Origin of the sequence: Burkholderia savannae, from assembly GCF_001524445.2 — a bacterium.
Taxonomy (GTDB): Bacteria; Pseudomonadota; Gammaproteobacteria; order Burkholderiales; family Burkholderiaceae; genus Burkholderia; species Burkholderia savannae.
Genome location: NZ_CP013418.1, coordinates 2726638 through 2742665, shown reverse-complemented (window position 1 = coordinate 2742665; position 16028 = coordinate 2726638). Strand labels below are relative to the sequence as shown.

Here is a 16028-nt window from a genome sequence, read left to right as displayed (position 1 = left end):
GTGAATCACCGATTCAGCGCATCGACGACTCAACCGATGCTGCCGACATCGAATCATCGATGCACATGCGCGCATGCGTATCCGAAAACGACGGAATCCTCACGATCTCGGCGCGAGCGCCCGTCTGGCGACGCGCATCGCAACGATGCGCAAAACGCGCGAACAAGAAGAAAGAACCACCCCCTTCTCCCGCACGCGACGCCAGTCACATTTACCGAAATCCGGCACACCGATCCGCAAAAACTTCCACCATCGATTCGAACGCGCAGCGGCGCTGTGCCCGATTGCCGCACAAACTGTTGCATTTTCCGCCGAGCCCCGCCCCGCAAAGGCTTCGGCCCCACCGCGCCGGCGCGCCGCCGCCGCCGCGCGAAACTCGGGGCCGGATAGCGGATCACATAGGGGCAACGTCCGCACCTTTCCCTCAAACCCTCAGGAGAACGATCATCATGGCTCTTTCCGACTCCGTCGAATACAAGCTCGACCGCGGCCTCTCCGAAGCACGACGCGCCGGCCGCCGGTTCGCGCACGATGCGCGTTCCGCGGCGCGCGACCTGAACGGCGACGTGAAGGACAACATGCGCTCGCTCGTCGACGAGCTCGACGCGCTGCTCAAGGAAGACGTCGACATCGAGGCGCTCCGCAAGCGCCTGCACGGGCGGCTCGAAGCCGCGCGCGACACGCTCGACGACGCATCGTGGCACGCGTCGCGCCGGCTGCGGCAATCCGCGCAACGCGTGTCCCGGGTTGTCCACGACAATCCGTGGCAGACGGCCGGCATCGTCGCCGGCCTCGCATTCGCGGCAGGCATCCTCCTTGCGCGTCGATAAGCGCGGCGCTGTCGCCCGACGTTCAACCTTCAAGATGGAGGAAGCATCATGCGCAAGACTCTCGTTATGAAAGCCGCGATCGCGGCCATGCTCGGCAGCCTGGCGCTCGCGGGCTGCACCACCACGCCCGACACGCCGTCGACCGCGGCGTCCAATGCGTCGACCCGCGAAGCGATCGACGCGCGCGTGAACGCGACGCTGTCGCGCCTCTACTCGACGGTGCCGGGCTCGCACGAACTCGTCGCGAAATCGCGCGGCGTGCTCGTGTTCCCGAACGTGCTGCAGGCAGGCTTCATCTTCGGCGGCCAGAGCGGCAACGGCGCGCTGCGCGTCGGCGGCGCGACGCTCGGCTACTACAACACGTCGTCGCTGTCGGTCGGCCTGCAGGCGGGCGCGCAATCGAAGGCGCTCATCTTCCTGTTCATGACGCAGGACGCGCTCGACAAATTCCGCGGCTCGCAAGGCTGGGCCGCCGGCGCCGACGCGTCGGTCGCGCTCGTCAAGATGGGCGCGAACGGCGCGGTCGACACGTCGACCGCGACAGGCCCGGTCGACGTGATCGTGCTGACCAACGCCGGCCTGATGGGCGATCTGTCGATCAACGGAACGAAGGTCACGCGCCTGAAGCTCTGACGAAAGCGGCGCGGCGCATCGCGCATTCGCGCCGCGTCCCCGCCCGCGCCGCGGCGTTGCGCCGCGGCGCTTTCGATCGCAGCCCGAACGATGTGCGCTCAGGGCGCGGCAGCGCACGCTCGCCGTGCGGCACGCGTCAGGCATAATCCACGCATCAAGGCGGGCCGCCGCGACGCGGCTTGCCCGGCCGATCAACCATCCTCCCCGAGCACACCATGGATAGCGGGCACGATCACCAGAAATTCTTCCACCTGCTGCTTTTAGTCGTCACCGTCGGCCTTTGCTGGATATTGACGCCGTTCTTCGGCGCAATCTTCTGGGGGACCATTCTCGCGATCCTGTTTCAGCCGGTGCAGCGCTGGCTCGCCGCGCGCTTCGGCAAGCGCCGCAATCTCGCCGCGCTCGTCACGCTGTCGCTCATCATCCTGATCGTGATCCTGCCGCTCGCGTTCGTCGCCGGAACGCTCGTGCAGGAAATCGCGTACGCGTATCAGCAGATCAAGGCGATGCAGCCGAACATGACGCAGTACTTCCAGGAGTTCATGCACGCGCTGCCGACGTCCGTGCACCGGGTGCTGCGCAACTACGGGCTCACCGACATCGCCGGCATCCAGAAGAAGCTCACCGACGGGGCCGCCGCGATCAGCCAGTTCGTCGCCGCGCAGGCGCTCAGCATCGGACAGAACACGTTCCAGTTCGTCGTGAGCTTCGGCGTGATGCTGTATCTCGTGTTCTTCCTGCTGCGCGACGGCGGCGAAATCGGCCGCCGCGTGCGGCGCGCGCTGCCGCTCGACGACGAGCACAAGCAGCATCTGCTCACGAAGTTCACGACCGTCGTGCGCGCGACCGTGAAGGGAAACATCGCGGTCGCGGCCGTGCAGGGCGCGCTCGGCGCCCTGATCTTCTGGATTCTCGGCATCGAGGGCGTGATCCTCTGGGGCGCGCTGATGGCGTTCCTGTCGCTGTTGCCCGCGATCGGCGCGGGGCTCGTCTGGGTGCCCGCCGCCGGCTACTTCGCGATCACGGGGCAAATCTGGAAATGCGTGATCCTCGTCGCGTTCTGCGTCGGCGTGATCGGGCTCGTCGACAATCTGCTGCGGCCGATCCTCGTCGGCAAGGACACCAAGATGCCCGACTGGGTCGTGCTGATCTCGACGCTCGGCGGGATGGCGCTCTTCGGAATCAACGGCTTCGTGATCGGCCCGCTCGTCGCCGCGCTGTTCATGGCGAGCTGGGACATCTTCGCGCGCACGGAGCAAGCCGACCTGGAATGATGCGTGGCGCGGGCAGCGGCAGCTTGGCGCGCCGCCCAACAGGCAATCCGATGCGCGACCCGATGCTCGTCGGCATTCCAAACGAAAAAACCCGGCCTCGGCCGGGTTTTTCTTTGGCGACGCCGAAGCCCGCTGCGGTCGCCCCCCAACGCGTGCCGGCGAGCCGATCGAGCCTGAGCGGCAGCGGCATCCGCATGTGCGACGCACGACGCATCGCCGCGGGCGCCGCCGCGCACCGCCCCCGTTACTCGAAGCTGAAGCGCAGATCCTTGACGACGGGCTCCTTGCCCCAGTTGAACGAGCACACGCGCCCGGTCTCGAGGCTCACCGCGTCCGCGCCCTTGCCCTGCGTCTCGCTGATCGGCTCGCAGCCGCCCGCAATCGTCACGGTCGGCGTGCCCTGCTTCGACAGAGGGAACTCGATCGCGCCGTCCTCCGGCACCGTGTGCGTCAGCGCGACCTTCTCGACGTAGTCGTCGGGCAGCATGAAGATCGGCGAATCGTCGACCCACAGCGTGTAGTAGTCGTGCTTGAACGGCGTCTGCTCGACGCACATCTTCGACGTGTGCGCGCCGAGCTTCTGCGTCTGGCACAGCGGCGCGGCGGCGCAGACCGAACCCGCGACGAGCAGCGGCACGAGCGCCGCCCAGCTTTTCTGGATTGTTCTTTTCATGCTCGACTCGAAAAGGAATGGCGGAAGAAAGTCATGCCGTTTCGCACGACGCTGCGCGCGCCCTCAGCACCGCGCGCGGCGACCGCTATCTTACAAACGAACGGCCGGGAACAGAAGAGGGGCTGCGGGGACGTCGGGTTTTGTGCGTTTTGTGGGTTCCGTGGGTTTTCCGAGCCTTGGGCGTTTGGCGTTTGGCGTTTGGCGTTTGGCGTTTGCCGTTTGCCGTTTGCCGTTTGCCGTTTGCCGTTGGGCGTTGGGCGTTGGGCGTTGGGCGTTGGGCGTTCGCCCTTTGACATTCGACATTCGGCGTTCGGCGTTCGGCGTTCGGCATGAGGCACCAAGCGGCAAGACTAGCCAATCATCAAGTGCGCCCCCGCGCTCAGCCTGGCCGCCCCTCGCCGCCGGTTCCCCGCCCGCACACGCGCGCTCAAAACGTCGTGCGCATCCCGACCGTCACGCTGCGTCCGCCCTGCGGCGCGATGTTTCGCACAACCGAACTCGCGTAGCGGATATCCTGGTTCGTCAGGTTGTCGCCGCGCAGGTATGCGAGCCAGTTCGTCGCGCCCACGCGGAACTTGTACGTCAGCACGACGCCGAGCGACGTGTAGCCGTCCGTCGCGAGATCGTTGTCGGGCACGCGGTGCTGCGCCCATGCGTGCGTGACCTGCGCACGCGCGCCAAACGGCCCGTAGCCGTAATCGGCCGCGAGCGTCGCGCGCAGCGGCGCGATCCGCGGCAGCGGCTCGCCCGTGTCCGCGTTGCGCGCGTGCGTGTAGTCGGCCGTCAGCTCGAGATCCACGCGATGCCCGCGCTTCTCGAACGCGCGCCACTTGCCTTCGAGCTCGACGCCGTAGAACTCCGCGCGCACGCCGCGATAAACGGCCTCGCGCAGCGCGTCGGCGGAGCCGGCCGCGACGAGCGCGCCCTCGTCGTCGACGAGCCGCCCGGTGTCGTATTCGGCGAGATAGTTCCGAAAGCGGCTGTAGAACACGCCGACGCTGCCGCGGTTCGGCCCGCTCGCATAGCGCAGCGCGAGATCGGTCGACACCGCCTTCTCCTTCTGCGCATCCGGCAGGCCGATCAGGTATTGCCCCGTCGCGCCGTGCGGCCCGTTCGCATACAGCTCGTAGAAGGTCGGCGCGCGCTCCGTGTACGACACGTTGCCCGCGAGCGCCCACGCAGGCGCGAGCTGGTACAGCGCGCCCGCCGACACGCTGCCCGCATTGAAGTCGCGCGAGCGCGCGAAGCCGAACTTGTCGTCGCCGTTCGCGCTCGGGTCGAGCCGCACGTGCTCGATGCGCGCGCCGGCGGACAGCTTCAGCGCGTCGCTCGCCTGCCATTCCTCGAGGCCGAACAGCGCGACGCTCGTCGTGCGCGTCGTCGGCGCGAGCGCCTCGCCGCCGAGCGCGGAGAACGTGTTCTGGCCGACCTGCACGCCGAGCGCGCCCTCGAACGGGCCTAGCTTGCGGTGACGCGCCTCGACGCGCGCCTCGTAGCCGTGGTTGCGGAACGTCGTGCCCGTCACGCCGTCCTCGATTTCCTTGTGCAGATAATTCGTGTAGCCGAAGTCGAACTTCAGTTGCGAGAACGGCCCGCGCAGATTGCGCACTTCCGACGCGACCGCGGCGCGTTCCTGCCGCATCTGCAGCCGCGCGTCGGTCTCGGCGACCGAGCCGTAATTCGATTCGTAGCCGCTGTACGACGCGCCGACGTAGCCGTCGGCCCACGTGTACGAGCCGCCCGCCGCGCCGCCGTAGCGGCGTCCGTCGCTGTTCGGCAGCTTGCCGTACGGCTCGCTCGCGTCCTCGCCGTCGAGCGCGCGCTGGCGCGCCGAGTGCGCATAGCCGGGGATTCTCAGCTCGTCGGTCTCGCGGCCGAACGCGTCGAGATGGAAGGCGAAGCGGCCGTTGCCGCCCTCGACGAGCGCCGCGCCCGCGCGCGCGTTGTTCGCGCCGCCGTAGCTCGCGTCGACCGCGCCCGAAACGCCGTTGACCGCCTCGCGCGGAATCCGGTTGTCGATGGTGTTGACGACGCCGCCGACCGCGTTGCCCCCATACAGCAGCGCGGCCGGCCCGCGCACGATCTCGACGCGCTCGACGGTGAGCGGCTCCTGCGGCACCGCGTGGTCGTACGACAGCGACGATGCGTCGTACGCGGCGACGCCGTTCTGCAGCAGCCGGATGCGGTCGCCGTCCATGCCGCGGATGATCGGGCGGCCGACGAGCGGGCCGTAGGTCGTCGTCGACACGCCGGGCAGGCCGTTGAGCGTATCGCCGAGCGAATCGGCGCGGCGCAGCGTCAGCGCATCGCCGGACAGCGACGCGGTTGGCGACGTGAGCGCCGATGCGCCGAGCGGATTGGCGGTCACGAAGATCGGCGAGAGCGTCGTCGCCGGCGGCTCGTTCGACGGGCGATCGGCGGGCGGCGCGAGCGTCTCGCCGTGTGCGAGACTCGCGGCGAGCAGCAGCGACATGGGATGCAGCCTGCGAACGAAAGGCGGCGCGGGGCGTCGGTGGTCATCCATTGCGGTAATCGGTGTGGTGTTGTCGGAGTGGACGGGATCACGGACCGAATCGCGCAGCGCCATCGAAACGATATAACGTATCAAATCCTGCGCGCACGTAGGCCGTGGCGAAACACATCGACAGCCGATCCGGCTGGCTGCGACGGTGCAGTCGCGGCTCGCGGCGGCTTACGATGGGATGGATATGTTATATCATTTCAATTTAAGCAACAAATGCCTTACGGTGCGTTTGGGCGCGGTCAGGGCGGTGGTGGTGACATCGGCGGCGGCTGCATCGGTGGTCCCTGCATCGGTGGTCCCTGCATCGGTGATGGTGGCATCGGCAAGGCCGTGCCTGCATCCTCGGCGACGACAGCCGCCGCCGCAAGTCGCGCCGGCACGCAAAACCGACGATGCGCGGAATCAGTCCAGCGTGATTGCCGCATTCATCCACCGAGCATGCGCTGCGCCGGGCCGTCATTGCGCGATTGACACGCCGTTCATGCCGGGCCGCTCGCCGCGCGCCTCGCCATGCCGTTCAAGCGCCCTCGACATCGTCACGACGCATGGCGCGCGCGAGCGCGCTCCGCACCCCGCGCTCCAGGTCTCGGCCGGCTTTCCTCTTGCCGCACATACATACACAAGCGCCGCTGCATTGCTGTGCGCATAGTTGATGCGTGGAACGCGCGCCGCCCCGCGCCGTAGACTCGCGGAGTCGAACTCGGAACGTCGACCGCCAAGCGCTTGCGCCCTCGTCGTCGCGAACGTGCGCCGCGCGGGCCGCGCGCGTCGACGTGGTATCGTCGGGCGCTCGCAAACCGACAAAGTCCTTTCAGTTTCACGCATGCATCCTCTTCGATCGATTTTCCCGCTGGCCCTGTTGACGGCCGTCGGGCTCCTTGCAACCGACCTGTATCTCCCCGCCGTGCCGTCCCTGCCGCAGCAGCTCGGCGGCTCGATCGAAAGCGCGCAGGCGACGCTCGCCGTGTTCTCGGCCGCGCTCGCCGTCTCGCAGCTCGTCTGGGGCGCCGCCGCCGACCGCCTCGGCCACCGCCGCACGCTCGCATTCGCGGTGCTGCTGCAACTCGCCGCGGGCGCCGCGTGCGCGCTTGCGCCGTCGATGGGCGTGCTGATCGGCGCGCGGGCCGTGCAAGGCTTCGGCGTCGGCGCGGCGACGGTCATCGTCCCCGCGCTCGCCAGGCAATCGTTCGGCGACGGCGGCGCGGTCCGCGCGCTCGCGTGGCTCGGCATCATCGAAAGCGCGGTGCCGGGGCTCGCGCCGGTCGTCGGCGCGGCGCTGCTCGTCGTCGCGGACTGGCGAATGAGCTTCTGGATCATCGTCGCGCTGTCCGTCGTCGTGGCGCCGCTCGTGTTCCGCGTGGTGCCCGCCGCTTCGCCGGCGCCCGCCCCCGCGAACGCGAACGGACGCGCGGGCGGCTATCGACGGCTGCTGCGCTCGCCCGTCTATCTCGGCTATGCGCTCGGCCACGCGCTGTGCTTCGCCGCGCTGCTCACGTTCGTCGCGAGCGCACCGCAGGTCGTCGAGATCTGGCTCGGCGCGGGGCCGTCGACGTTCAGCCTGTTGCAGGCATGCGGCGTCGCGGCGTTCATGCTGACCGCGGCGCGCAGCGGCAAATGGACCGACGCGCTCGGCCTCGACCGGATCATCTCGCTCGGCGCGCTGCTGCAGTTCGCGGCCGCCGCCGCGTTCCTGCTGCTCGCGCATCTCGAGCTGCGCTCGACCGCGCTCGTCGTCGCGTCGTGGATGCTGTTCTGCGGCTCGCTCGGCTTGCGCGGACCGGCGTCGATGGCGCGCGCGCTCGCGGCCGAGCCGTCGATCGCCGGACGCGCGGCCGGACTGCTGATGTTCTTCGGCCTCGGCGGCGCGGCGCTCGCGACGCAGGCCGTCGCGCCGTTCCTGCATCTCGGGCTCGCGCCCGTCGCGTGGATGTGCACGGGCTTCACGCTCGCGAGCGGCGTGGTGATCCTGTGGGGAATCGCGATGCGCGGCAAGCACGAAGACGTTGCGGCGGGGCCGGCGGCGTCCTGAGCGCCGCATGAGCGGCGCGCTGCGGCATTTTCTTGAATCGGAGGATGCGGTGAATTCGAGCGGCGGCGAAACCGTCGCGCGCGCCGCGGCCGGCCGCGGCTCGACGGCCGGCGCCGTGGCCGCGCGTGCGGCCGCGCGGCTTCTTTCGGTGTTTCGGTGTGTCGACATTCGCGGCGCGCGCATCGATTGAAGTAATCGATGCATTCGCGAGGCTCGAAGTCGACGCATTGAAACCGCAAAGGCTGGCGAAGCATCCGAAAACTTCGAGGCGACTGCGAACGGCATGCGGTTGAAGTTGTCGATGCGGTCGATGCGGTCGATGCGGTCGATGCGGTCGATGCGGTCGATGCGGTCGATGCGGTCGATGCGGTCGATGCGGTCGACGCCTTCGACGCCTTCGACGCCTTCGACGCCTTCGACGCCTTCGACGCCTTCGACGCCTTCGACGCCTTCGACTCTGTCGGCAGCATAACGATCGCCCGCCGGTAACGCACGGTAAATTGCGTTAATTTGCCGAAATTGACTTGGTTCGCCCGATTCCCAACAATGGGAACTGCTTAGGATGCCGTGTCGTTTCCGGACGCACGGCGCGCCAGAGCGGCTAGACCCAGTCAACCCTCCCCCCCTGACTGGAATTCCCACGCCACGGCAAGCCGCCGTGGCGTCTTTTTGTCTCGACGTACGCGTGCGGTCGAGCCGCCCTTCGTGATATCGACGAATAGACGTGTTCGGCGCGCGCCGTCGCCGAACGCAGCGCGACCCGAAAAAAGCGCACGGCGCGCGAGCGCCGCCCGATCAACCGAGCGCCCGTCGGCACGACGCAACGCAACGCAACGCAGCGCGACGCGACGCGACGCGACGCGACGACGCTATCAAGCCTGCGGATCGACCCGCAACACGAGCTTGCCGCGATGGCTGCCGTCGAACAGCCGATTCAGCACGTCGGGCGCGTTGCTCAGTCCGTCGACGACGGTCTCCTCCGCTTTCAGCCTGCCGTCGCGCAGCCAGCCGGCGAGCGTCGCGACCGCCTCGCGGCTCTTGCGGTAATCGAGAATCAGGAAGCCGCGCATCGTCAGCCGCTTCGCGATCAGCACGCTGACGTCGTCGGACGGGCGGCCGCTGTTGTAGTTCGCGATCACGCCGCACAGCGCGACGCGCCCGCCGATCGCCATCCGCGACAGCACCGCGCGCATGATCTCGCCGCCGACGTTCTCGAAGTTCACGTGCACGCCGTCGGGCGTCGCATCCTTCAGTGCGCGCTTCCAGCCGTCGGCCTTGTAGTCGACGGCCGCGTCGAAGCCGAGCTCCTCGGTCAGATAGCGGCACTTGTCCGCGCCGCCCGCGATGCCGACGACGCGCGCGCCGTGAATCTTGCCGATCTGCCCGGCGACGGAGCCGACCGAGCCCGCCGCGGCCGACACGACGAGCGTCTCGCCCGGCTGCACCGGCGCGATCTCGGTCATCCCGTAGTACGCGGTGAGCCCGCTCATCCCGCACGCGCCGAGCAGGCGCGGCAGCGGCAGGCCGAGCGCGGCGGGCAGCTTCGTGTACTGCGCGGCTTCGTCGGCGCGCACGTGCGCGTAGTCCTGCCAGCCGACGAGCCCCTGCACCAGATCGCCCTCGGCGAACCCCGGCGCATTCGACGCGACGACGCGCCCGATGCCGAGCGCGCGCATCACGTCGCCGATCGCGACGGGCGGCAGGTATTGCGGGATGTCGCTCATCCACACGCGATTGGTCGGGTCCATCGACAGATACAGCACGCGCACGAGCATCTCACCCGGCCCGAGCTCGGGCAACGGCGCTTCGACGAGCGTGAAGTGCTCCTGGCCGACGCGTCCGTCGGGGCGCGACTTCAGGCGCAGTTGGCGATTGACGGGGTTGGACATGGGCGTCACCTTCAGGATGAGTGGAAAGATGCGGCGTACGCCGCGTTGGCGAACTCGGCGCGCATACCGCTGTCGCATGCGCGCGATCCGCGATCCGCGATCCGCGATCCGCGATCCGCGATCCGCGATCCGCGATCCGCGATCCGCGATCCGCGATCCGCGATCCGCGATCCGCGATCCGCGATCCGCGATCCGCAACGATGCAATCACGTCGCCGCGCATGATTCGAACGCGCCGGCGGCCGCGCATAAAGACCATCGCCGGCATGCGCATGCCACGTCAAACCGCGCACATCCCGCCGTCGATCACGAGCTCCGCGCCCGTCACGTAGCGGCTCTCGTCGGACGCGAGATAGACGGCCGCATGCGCGACGTCGTCCGGCTCGCCGAGCCGGCGCATCGGCACGCCGCGCGCGAGCTTGCGCGCCGCCTCCTTCTCGCCGACTTGCTGGACGATCGGCGCGACGATGCCCGTCATGATGAACGACGGATGGATCGAGTTGCAGCGCACCTCGGTCTGCCGGCGCGCGCAATCCACCGCGATGGATTTCGTCAGCGAAGCGACCGCCGCCTTCGACGCGTTGTACGCTGTGTAGTCAGGCTCGTGCTTGAACGCGGCGACCGACGAGATGTTGACGATCGACGCGGGCGCGCCCGCCTCCAGATACGGCAGCGCACGCTTCGTGCCGAGCACGATGCTCTCGACGTTGATCGCCATCACGCGCCGCCATTCGTCGAGCCGAACCTGCCCGACCGCGCCGAACGAGCCGACGCCCGCGTTGTGCACCAGCACCGACAATCCGCCCATCGCGTCGTTCGCCTGCGAAAGCCGCGACGCCCACTGCACTTCGTCGGCGACGTCCTGCACGGCCGCCCACGCGACGCGCTCGCCCGCCGCTTCGTTCAGCTGCGCCGCGAATGCGTCGAGCACCGCCGCGTCGACGATGTCGGTCAGGAACACTTTCGCCGCCTGCTCGGCCATTCGCCGCGCGATCGCGCGCCCAAGGCCGCCCGCCGCGCCGGTGATGAACGCCCGCTTGCCGGCAAGACGCGGCGCCAAGTTCTTCGTCATGAACACTCCCAGTCGTTTCGCTATTCGCTATTCGCTCGTCGCATGCGCGATCGCGCGCATGCGGAATGCGTGATACATGATGCGTCGCGCACCCCACGCGTCGCCGTGAACGCGGCTGCAATCGCAATCGGCGCCGCCGTCAGCAGCGTACGGCATCCGGTGCGGCATGCGTACGCCGAGCGCCAACCGTCAGACGGACAAATACCCGCCGTCGACGTTGAGCACCGCGCCCGTCGTGTAGCTCGACGCCGCCGACGCAAGATACAACACCGCGCCCGCCATCTCCGACGGCTGCGCGGCGCGCCGCATCGGCACGTGCGCGAGCACCTGCTTCAGCACGTCGGGCGCCTGCGTCAGCGCCGACGCGAATTTCGTGTCGGTGAGGCCCGGCAGCAGCGCGTTGCACCGCACGCCGCTCGCCGCGCATTCGATCGCGAACGCCTTCGTCATCGAGATCACCGCCGCCTTCGTGATCGAGTAGATGCCCTGCCAGTAGCCGGGAACCACGCCGTTCACCGACGCGACGTTGACGATCGATCCGCCGCCGCCCTTGCCCATCAGCTTCGCGCCGCGGCTCGACATGAAGAAGTAGCCGCGGATGTTCACGTCGACGGTCTTCTGGAACGCGCCGGGGTCGGTGTCGACGATCGGCCCGTAGTACGGATTCGCCGCCGCGTTGTTGACGAGCACGTCGAGCCGCCCGTGCTTGTCTTCGAGCGCGGCGAACAGCGCGTCGATCTGGTCGAGCTCGCCGATGTGGCACGCGGCCGCCTCGGCCGAGCCGCCGGCCTCGACGATCTCGTTCGCGATCGTGCGGCAATCGTCGATGCGCCGGCTCGTGACGACGACGTGCGCGCCGAACGCGCCGAGCAGCCTCGCGGCGTCCGCGCCGATGCCGCGGCTCGCGCCCGTGACGACGGCGATCTTGCCGGACAGATCGAACAGGTTGGATGCGGTCATGGAGAATATCCTGAGTCGATGAAGGGGGAGGAAATCAGCGATGCGTGACGAGCCGCTCGTCGTCCGCGCCGTCGAGGTGCGGCCAGCCGTTGTACGTCGTCACGCGCGCGCCGCCGCGGCCGATCCTGATTCGGCTCACGCTCGTGTTGACGAGCGGCCACGCGAGCTCGAAGCTGCGCTCGACGGGCACGCCGAGAAGCGTCGCGACGATCACGCCGATCGGCCCGCCCGACGTGAACGCCCAGATCTCGCGCGCCGGCTGCCGCGCGAGCGCGTCCCACGCCGCGAGCGTGCGCGCGCGGAATTCGGGCCACGGGCAGACGTAGTCGCCGTCGTGCGCGCCGCCCGTCCAGCGCGCGACGGCCGCCGCGAACAGCGCCTGGAACGCGCGGCGCGGATCGGCTTGCGCCCTCATCGCGCGCAGCAGCGCGTCGCGCGAAGCAAGCTCGGGCCGATGACGCGCGATCAACTCGTCCGAGTCGAGCTCGTCGAGGCCCGCGAGCGCGAGTCGCGGCGCGTCGACGCCCGCCGCGCGCGCGCAGCCGTCGGCCGTCTGCGCGTGGCGGCGCAGCGTGCCCGTCGCGATCAGCCCGGGCCGCCGCGCGCCGCGCGCCATCCATGCGCCGAGCCGCGCCGACTGCTCGTCGCCGAGCGGCGACAGGCAATCGTAATCGGCCGCATCGAAGCTCGCCTGCGCGTGGCGGATCAGGAACAGCTCGCTCATCGCGCACTCCCGGCCGCCGCCGCGATCACGCGCCGGCACCGCTCGCCGAGATAGCGCACGGCCGCGCCGAAGCCCGCGAACTGTTCGTTCGTCGTATGGCCGAGCACGAAGCGCCGGTAGATCTGCTGCGCGATCACCATCAGCCGGAACAGGCCGAACACTTCGTAGAACTCGAAGCCGCCGACGTCGATGCCCGTGCGCGCGCCGTAATAGTCGACCACCTCGCGGCGCGTCATCATCCCTTGCGCGTGCGTCGGCTGGCGGCGCATCGCGACGAACGCGGGATCGTCGTCGGCCTGCACCCAGTACGCGAGCGAGCCGCCGAGATCCATCAGCGGATCGCCTAGCGTCGCCATCTCCCAGTCGAGCACGCCGACGATCGACAACGGGTCGGCCGGATCGAGCACGACGTTGTCGAAGCGATAGTCGTTGTGAATCACGCAGATGCGGCGCTCGCTCGCCGGGCGGTTGCGCTCGAGCCACGCGAGCACGTCGTCGCACGGGTTCGCGCCGTCGGTGAGCGCCTTGCGCCAGCGCTCGCCCCAGCCGCTCAACTGCCGCGCGACGTAGCCCTCGCCCTTGCCGAGCGCCGCGATTTCGGCGCGCGACGCGTCGATCGCGTGCAGCTCGATCAGCCGATCGACAAAGCTCTCGCACAGCTTGCGCACGCCGTCGCGATCGAGGTTCAGCCCGGCGGGCAGTTCGCGCCGCAGGATCACGCCGGCGATGCGCTCCATCACGTAGAACTCGCTGCCGATCACCGCGGTGTCGTCGCAGCGCGCAAGGATCGCGGGCACGTAGCGGTAGTCCGGCTTGAGCGCCGCCATCACCGCCGCCTCGCGCAGCATGTCGTGCGCGGTGCCCGCCTTCGCGCCCGCGGGCGGCCGCCGCAGCACCAGCTCGCGATCGCCATAGCCGATCAGGTAGGTCAGGTTCGACGCGCCGCCGTGGAACTGCCGGATGCTCGGCTCGCCCGTCAAGCCGTCGATCCGCGACTTCAGGTACGCGTCGAGCTTCGCCGCGTCGAGCCGGTCTTCGTCGCGCACGTCGCGCGCATCGTCGAGGCGCACGCTCATGCCGCCTCCGCCGCGGCGAGCTGCCGCTTCACCTCGAGCTTCGCGACGACCGCGCGATGCACCTCGTCCGGCCCGTCCGCGATCCGCAGCACGCGCGCGTACGCATAGAGCGCCGCGAGCGGAAAGTCGTTCGACAGGCCCGCGCCGCCGTGGATCTGGATCGCCGCGTCGGCCGCCTGCTGCGCGACCGCCGGCACGACCACCTTGATCTGCGAGATCAGCGACAGCGCCGCCTTCACGCCCTGCGTGTCGATCGTCCACGCGGCCTTCAGCGTCAGGAGGCGCGCCTGCTCGATCGACATCCGCAGGTTCGCGACGACGTCGCCGTTGCCGCCGAGCTTGACGAGCGGCTTGCCGAACGCGGTGCGCGTCGTCGCGCGCGCGCACAGCAGCGTGAGCGCCTTCTCCGCCGCGCCGAGCGCGCGCATGCAATGGTGGATACGGCCCGGCCCGAGCCGGCCTTGCGCGATCTCGAAACCGCGCCCCGGCCCGAGGATCACGTTCGACGCGGGCAGCCGCACGTTCGTGAAGCTGACTTCGCCGTGGCCCGACGGCTCGTCGTACGCATTGAACACGGGCAGCATCCGTTCGATCTTCACGCCGGGCGCGTCGAGCGGGCACAGCACCATCGTGTGCCGGCGGTGCGGCTCCGCCTGCGGATCAGTGAGCCCCATGAAGATCACGACGCGCGCGAGCGGATGGCCGATGCCCGTCGACCACCACTTGCGGCCGTTCAGCACGACTTCGTCGCCGTCGATCGCCGCGGTGGCCCGCATGTTCGTCGCGTCCGACGACGCGACCTCCGGCTCCGTCATGCAGAACGCCGAGCGAATCTCGCCCGCGAGGAGCGGCTCGAGCCAGCGGCGGCGCTGCTCGGGCGAGCCGTAGCGCGCGAGCACCTCCATGTTGCCGGTGTCGGGCGCGTTGCAGTTGAACGCTTCGGGCGCGATGAACGAGTGCCCCATCAGTTCGGCGAGCGGCGCGTACTCCGCGTTCGACAGCCCCGCGCCGCCGTGCTCGGCCTGCGGCAGGAACAGGTTCCACAGGCCGGCCGCGCGCGCCTTCGCCTTCAGCGTTTCCATCACGTCGGGCTGGCGCCAGAGGCGCCAGTCGGCGCCGCCCGTCGATTGCTCGACATAGCGCGCCTCGACGGGCGCGATCTCGTCGCGCATGAAGCCCGCGATGCGCTCGCTCAGTTCGCGGCTGCGGGCCGAAGGGGAGAAATCCATGGCGTCTCCGTGTGGTCGGTTCGAATGAAGACGAGCGTACGCGATCCTCGACAATCGATGAAATGAATATTTATTATGCAAGGACATAGACTTCACTGATGGGCTTGCGCGATCGCGCGAGCCTTCCCGGAACGCCGAATCCCCGACATGCCGATGCCGCCCGACCACCGACTCGACCTGAACCTGTTCCGCGTGCTCGACGCGGTCTACGTGCAAGGCGGCATCAGCGCCGCCGCGCGCGCGCTGCACCTGACGCAGCCGGCCGTCACGCACGCGCTGAACCGGCTGCGCGCGCACTTCGGCGATCCGCTCTTCGTGCGGCAGGGCAACAAGGTCGTGCCGACCGAGCGCACGCGCGCGGTGATCGCCGACGTCCAGCTGCATCTGAAGGGGCTGCAGGACGCGGCGCGCGCTCAGACGCGCTTCAGCCCGGACGCGCTCGACCTCGGCTTCGTCGTCGGCGTGCGCGACGTGCTCGAATCGATCGCGCTGCCGCAGCTCGTCGCGTCGCTCGCGCGCGACGCGCCCGGCGTGCGGCTCGTGAGCCGCCGCGTGCCCGTCGCCGACATCGAGCGCGAGCTCGGCAGCGGCAACCTCGATCTCGCGATCGAGCGCCGGGTGCCCGCAGGGCCCCGGATCGTCGGCGAAAACGTGGTCGACGACACGCTCGTCGTCGCGATGCGGCGCGATCATCCGCTCGCGGGCGCGCCGCTGCGCCGAGCCGACTATTTCGCCGCGCGGCACGTGACGGTGTCGCCGCTCGGCGAACCGCACACGCTCGACGTGCTGCTCGGCGCCGACGGCCGCTTCCGCCGCATCCAGCTCGTCTGCCAGCACTATTTCGCCGCGTGCCAGATCGCGGCGTCGGGCGATCTGCTGCTGACGCTGCCGCGCTCGTACGCGCTACGCATGACGCGGCTCCTGCCGATCGCGGTCCAGCCGCTGCCGCTGCGGCTCAAGCCCTATCCGATCCTCGCGTACTGGCACGAATCGCGCGAGCTCGACCGCGCGCACCAGTGGCTCCGCGAGCGCGTGATCGACGCCGTGCGCGCGGCGTCGACGCATCCCGCGGGCGCATGACGGCCGCTGCACGCGGGCGCGAAGCCGTTTATGCTC

General features: G+C 69.3%; 13 protein-coding genes. 5 read left to right on the top strand and 8 right to left on the bottom strand.

Annotation, left to right across the window (positions count from 1 at the left end):
• Positions 1-449 precede the first annotated feature (449 nt).
• The 3 genes from WS78_RS33185 to WS78_RS33170 all read left to right on the top strand — a co-directional run bounded on the left by WS78_RS33185 (position 450) and on the right by WS78_RS33170 (position 2737).
• Complete coding sequence (locus WS78_RS33185; protein WP_038747989.1) at positions 450-830, top strand: DUF883 family protein; 381 nt, start codon at positions 450-452, stop codon at positions 828-830.
• 48 nt (positions 831-878) lie between these two features.
• Entirely contained in the window at positions 879-1463 is a 585-nt protein-coding gene (locus WS78_RS33180) for a BPSL1445 family SYLF domain-containing lipoprotein (protein ID WP_038747986.1), read from the top strand.
• A gap of 215 nt (positions 1464-1678) precedes the next feature.
• Entirely contained in the window at positions 1679-2737 is a 1059-nt protein-coding gene (locus tag WS78_RS33170) for an AI-2E family transporter (RefSeq protein ID WP_038747983.1), read from the top strand.
• A gap of 244 nt (positions 2738-2981) precedes the next feature.
• Here WS78_RS33170 and WS78_RS33165 read toward each other — a convergent pair whose 3' ends face one another.
• Positions 2982-3410: a hypothetical protein gene (locus WS78_RS33165; RefSeq protein WP_059581162.1), complete on the bottom strand. Its 429-nt coding sequence runs from the start codon at positions 3408-3410 to the stop codon at positions 2982-2984.
• Positions 3411-3837: 427 nt separating this feature from the next.
• Positions 3838-5883: a TonB-dependent receptor gene (locus WS78_RS33155; RefSeq protein ID WP_059581158.1), complete on the bottom strand. Its 2046-nt coding sequence runs from the start codon at positions 5881-5883 to the stop codon at positions 3838-3840.
• An 874-nt stretch (positions 5884-6757) separates the two neighbouring features.
• Between WS78_RS33155 and WS78_RS33150 the strand changes: the two genes are divergently transcribed.
• Entirely contained in the window at positions 6758-7963 is a 1206-nt protein-coding gene (locus tag WS78_RS33150; RefSeq protein ID WP_038747975.1) for an MFS transporter, read from the top strand.
• Between the two features lie 872 nt (positions 7964-8835).
• On the opposite strand, the gene WS78_RS33135 is transcribed toward WS78_RS33150, so the two are convergent.
• The 6 genes from WS78_RS33135 to WS78_RS33105 all read right to left on the bottom strand — a co-directional run bounded on the left by WS78_RS33135 (position 8836) and on the right by WS78_RS33105 (position 14912).
• Entirely contained in the window at positions 8836-9852 is a 1017-nt protein-coding gene (locus tag WS78_RS33135; RefSeq protein ID WP_059581312.1) for an NADP-dependent oxidoreductase, read from the bottom strand.
• Between the two features lie 279 nt (positions 9853-10131).
• Positions 10132-10923, bottom strand: coding sequence for an SDR family oxidoreductase (locus tag WS78_RS33125; protein WP_059581146.1), 792 nt, complete (start codon positions 10921-10923; stop codon positions 10132-10134).
• A gap of 189 nt (positions 10924-11112) precedes the next feature.
• Positions 11113-11883 (bottom strand): SDR family oxidoreductase, encoded by a 771-nt coding sequence (locus WS78_RS33120; RefSeq protein ID WP_038744322.1) that lies wholly within the window; start codon positions 11881-11883, stop codon positions 11113-11115.
• Between the two features lie 34 nt (positions 11884-11917).
• Positions 11918-12607, bottom strand: a complete 690-nt coding sequence (locus WS78_RS33115) for a histidine phosphatase family protein (protein WP_059581309.1) — start codon at positions 12605-12607, stop codon at positions 11918-11920.
• A complete protein-coding gene (locus WS78_RS33110; protein ID WP_038744325.1) occupies positions 12604-13683 on the bottom strand; it encodes a phosphotransferase family protein in 1080 nt (359 codons plus the stop codon). The genes WS78_RS33115 and WS78_RS33110 overlap by 4 nt, the downstream gene beginning before the upstream one ends.
• Positions 13680-14912 (bottom strand): acyl-CoA dehydrogenase family protein, encoded by a 1233-nt coding sequence (locus WS78_RS33105; RefSeq protein WP_038744327.1) that lies wholly within the window; start codon positions 14910-14912, stop codon positions 13680-13682. The genes WS78_RS33110 and WS78_RS33105 overlap by 4 nt, the downstream gene beginning before the upstream one ends.
• Before the next feature lie 153 nt (positions 14913-15065).
• On the opposite strand from WS78_RS33105, the gene WS78_RS33100 reads away from it, so the two are divergent.
• Positions 15066-15992: a LysR family transcriptional regulator gene (locus WS78_RS33100; protein WP_059581306.1), complete on the top strand. Its 927-nt coding sequence runs from the start codon at positions 15066-15068 to the stop codon at positions 15990-15992.
• Positions 15993-16028 lie beyond the last annotated feature (36 nt).

Bases quoted from the DNA above. Each gene is read 5' to 3' on its own strand.
- WS78_RS33185 (WP_038747989.1), top strand. From the start codon at position 450: ATGGCTCTTTCCGACTCCGTCGAATACAAGCTCGACCGCGGCCTCTCC.
- WS78_RS33180 (WP_038747986.1), top strand. From the start codon at position 879: ATGCGCAAGACTCTCGTTATGAAAGCCGCGATCGCGGCCATGCTCGGC.
- WS78_RS33170 (WP_038747983.1), top strand. From the start codon at position 1,679: ATGGATAGCGGGCACGATCACCAGAAATTCTTCCACCTGCTGCTTTTA.
- WS78_RS33165 (WP_059581162.1), bottom strand. From the start codon at position 3,410: ATGAAAAGAACAATCCAGAAAAGCTGGGCGGCGCTCGTGCCGCTGCTC.
- WS78_RS33155 (WP_059581158.1), bottom strand. From the start codon at position 5,883: ATGTCGCTGCTGCTCGCCGCGAGTCTCGCACACGGCGAGACGCTCGCG.
- WS78_RS33150 (WP_038747975.1), top strand. From the start codon at position 6,758: ATGCATCCTCTTCGATCGATTTTCCCGCTGGCCCTGTTGACGGCCGTC.
- WS78_RS33135 (WP_059581312.1), bottom strand. From the start codon at position 9,852: ATGTCCAACCCCGTCAATCGCCAACTGCGCCTGAAGTCGCGCCCCGAC.
- WS78_RS33125 (WP_059581146.1), bottom strand. From the start codon at position 10,923: ATGACGAAGAACTTGGCGCCGCGTCTTGCCGGCAAGCGGGCGTTCATC.
- WS78_RS33120 (WP_038744322.1), bottom strand. From the start codon at position 11,883: ATGACCGCATCCAACCTGTTCGATCTGTCCGGCAAGATCGCCGTCGTC.
- WS78_RS33115 (WP_059581309.1), bottom strand. From the start codon at position 12,607: ATGAGCGAGCTGTTCCTGATCCGCCACGCGCAGGCGAGCTTCGATGCG.
- WS78_RS33110 (WP_038744325.1), bottom strand. From the start codon at position 13,683: ATGAGCGTGCGCCTCGACGATGCGCGCGACGTGCGCGACGAAGACCGG.
- WS78_RS33105 (WP_038744327.1), bottom strand. From the start codon at position 14,912: ATGGATTTCTCCCCTTCGGCCCGCAGCCGCGAACTGAGCGAGCGCATC.
- WS78_RS33100 (WP_059581306.1), top strand. From the start codon at position 15,066: ATGCCGCCCGACCACCGACTCGACCTGAACCTGTTCCGCGTGCTCGAC.